This window comes from Caldimonas tepidiphila (assembly GCF_003569765.1).
Taxonomy (GTDB): domain Bacteria; phylum Pseudomonadota; class Gammaproteobacteria; order Burkholderiales; family Burkholderiaceae_C; genus Caldimonas; species Caldimonas tepidiphila.
In genome coordinates this window covers 1-2,074 of the sequence record NZ_QXMG01000146.1, presented here as the reverse complement: position 1 = coordinate 2,074, position 2,074 = coordinate 1, and the positions used below count along the sequence as shown (strand labels likewise).

The following is a 2,074-nucleotide window of genomic DNA, read 5'->3' as shown; positions in this document are numbered from 1 at the left end:
ACCGGCCCGAAGAGCGCGACGAGCGCGGTGGCCAGCACTGCAGCCGGCGGAGCCGAGGGGCCCGGATCGAGGGACATTGACATCGGAGGCCTTCCAGGCTCAGGTGTTCACGGGGAGTCGGTACTCGGGCGGCAGGTGCCGGCGCGCCTGCTCGGCGGCGTAGCTGGCGGCGCAGTGCGCCTCCTGCCAGAAGAAGGCGGCATCGAGGGCGCGCACAGCCAGCGCCCACCGGCGCTTGTGGCGCTGCCGCCAGGCCCGCGCGCTGAGGGTCTCGTCGGCATGGCCACCGAGCAGCGCGTTGCCCAGCTGGTCGATCGCGATGAGGATCTGCTTCATGCCTCGATCCCCGCAGCAGTGACGAACAGCTCGTCGAGCTGCTGCGCCGTGAGGCCCAGCGCAGCCGCCAGCGCGGCCACCGTGGGGCTGTTGCGGCGGAACTCCTGTGCATCGCTCCAGGCGAGGCGCGCGAGCGGGTCGGCCTCGGGCGAAGCCATGAGCGCTTCGACCTGGGGCAGCAGCCCGGCCAGGTGCAGCGCCGCGCGCGCCTGGAAGCGGCTCACCACCTGCGGCCCCGGCGCCGGCGGCTCGACGTAGGGCGCCGGGCTGTGGCCCGCATCGCACCACGCCAGGAAGGCGCGATAGGCGGCGTTTGCCGGGTCCGCGGGGATGTGGGCGCCGTCCGACAGCCGGACGATCATTCCCGCATGCTTCGTCAGTTGGTACATGGTCACAGTTCGGCCGATGCCGTCCAGTTGTTGCGGAAGTAGGACGAGCCGGTGGAGCCCCACAGGCGGCCCGTCGAGAACCCGCTTGCGCGCACGACGTCGAGCGCGAGCGTCGTGCTTGCGTTCGGCCCCTGCCCGTCGCCGGTCTGCGTGACGGTCGGTGTAGCGCGCTTCTGCACGGCGAACGACATCGGGAACAGCGTGTAGGCGCCCCCGTTGTTGTAGGCGTCGCAGTACGCGGTGCCAGTCTCGAAGTACCGCTGGCACAGGGGAAGCTCGACCTGCGCCGGGCGGTGCTCGAACGCCGTCGCGACTGACCCGACCTCGACCTGCACGCCCGTTACCTCGAAGGTGAACAGCGCGTTGATCGGCAGGTCGATGCGCAGCGAGAGCGAGTCGTCCCCGTTGGAGCCGAGCGCCTTGCCACTGATCGAGGGCAGAGTGACGGCGTAGCTGAACCGCTGCCATGCGGTCGTGACGCCCACGCTAGTTGCCGCGTTGGTAACGACCTGCGCGCTCGGCGTGCCGCCGGTGCCGAACCACTGCGCGAGCGACACGGCCGGCAGCGTGATCGCCGCCGTCGCGCGGGCGTAGAAGCTGACCGTAACCTGCTTGCCCGCGTGCGTGCGCACGCCCTCGATCGGCTGCGTGAGCCGGTTGAAGGTCGCGCCGGTGCCGGCTGTCGTCTGCTGCAAGCGCAGGAAGGCGCGGCACTCGTCGGCGTCAGTCGCCCCGATCGGGAACTCCTGCCGCGAGACGGTGCGCGCACCGCCGCTGCCGTCATAGTCGACGCGCCAGCGGTCGGCGGTGTAGGCGAGGTTCGCGACGCCGGCGAAGGACACCCCGCGCTGCCAGATCTCCATCGCGCCGTTGATGATCTTGTTGCGCAGGCCCCCGAGCGCGCCGCCGTTGTAGCTCGTCGCCTGCACGTCGCCCGCAACCTTCGCTCCGTCCTTGTCGACGCGCAGGCGCTCGGCCATCGCGTTGCTGCCGTTGCCGGTGCTGATGACGACACGCGCCGGCACGTTGTTCGCGCCCGGCGTGCCATCGACTTGCACCTCGATGCGCGCCGCCTCGGTTTGGTTCGTGCCGTCAGCGCCAGCGAAGGACAGGCCGCCCAGGCTGTCGCCGTTCACGACGGCGGTGTTCGTGCCCACGGTCGCGCTGCGCGCCTTGGTGAAGTAGTGCCACGCGCCGGCCGCGTCGGCGCTGTAGCGGCCATTGAGCAGCGAGGCCGCCGCATCGGTGCCGCCCACGTCCTGTACGGACGGCACGACGGTGGTGGTGCCGTTGAAGCGCGTCGTGATCGCGGTCGTGCTGCCGAACTGCACGTTGCCGGCGAAGTAGTT

General features: G+C 70.9%; 2 protein-coding genes and 1 pseudogene. All 3 read right to left on the bottom strand.

Annotated features, from left to right (window positions below; all coding sequences use genetic code 11):
- Positions 1–99: 99 nt before the first annotated feature.
- Positions 100–336, bottom strand: coding sequence for a pseudouridine synthase (locus D3A59_RS24780; RefSeq protein ID WP_119157962.1), 237 nt, complete (start codon positions 334–336; stop codon positions 100–102).
- Positions 333–725, bottom strand: a complete 393-nt coding sequence (locus tag D3A59_RS24775) for a hypothetical protein (RefSeq protein ID WP_119157961.1) — start codon at positions 723–725, stop codon at positions 333–335. Before D3A59_RS24775 ends, D3A59_RS24780 begins: the two co-directional genes overlap by 4 nt.
- A 2-nt stretch (positions 726–727) precedes the next feature.
- Positions 728–2,074 (bottom strand): annotated as a pseudogene (locus D3A59_RS24770) (hypothetical protein); the annotation flags it as partial.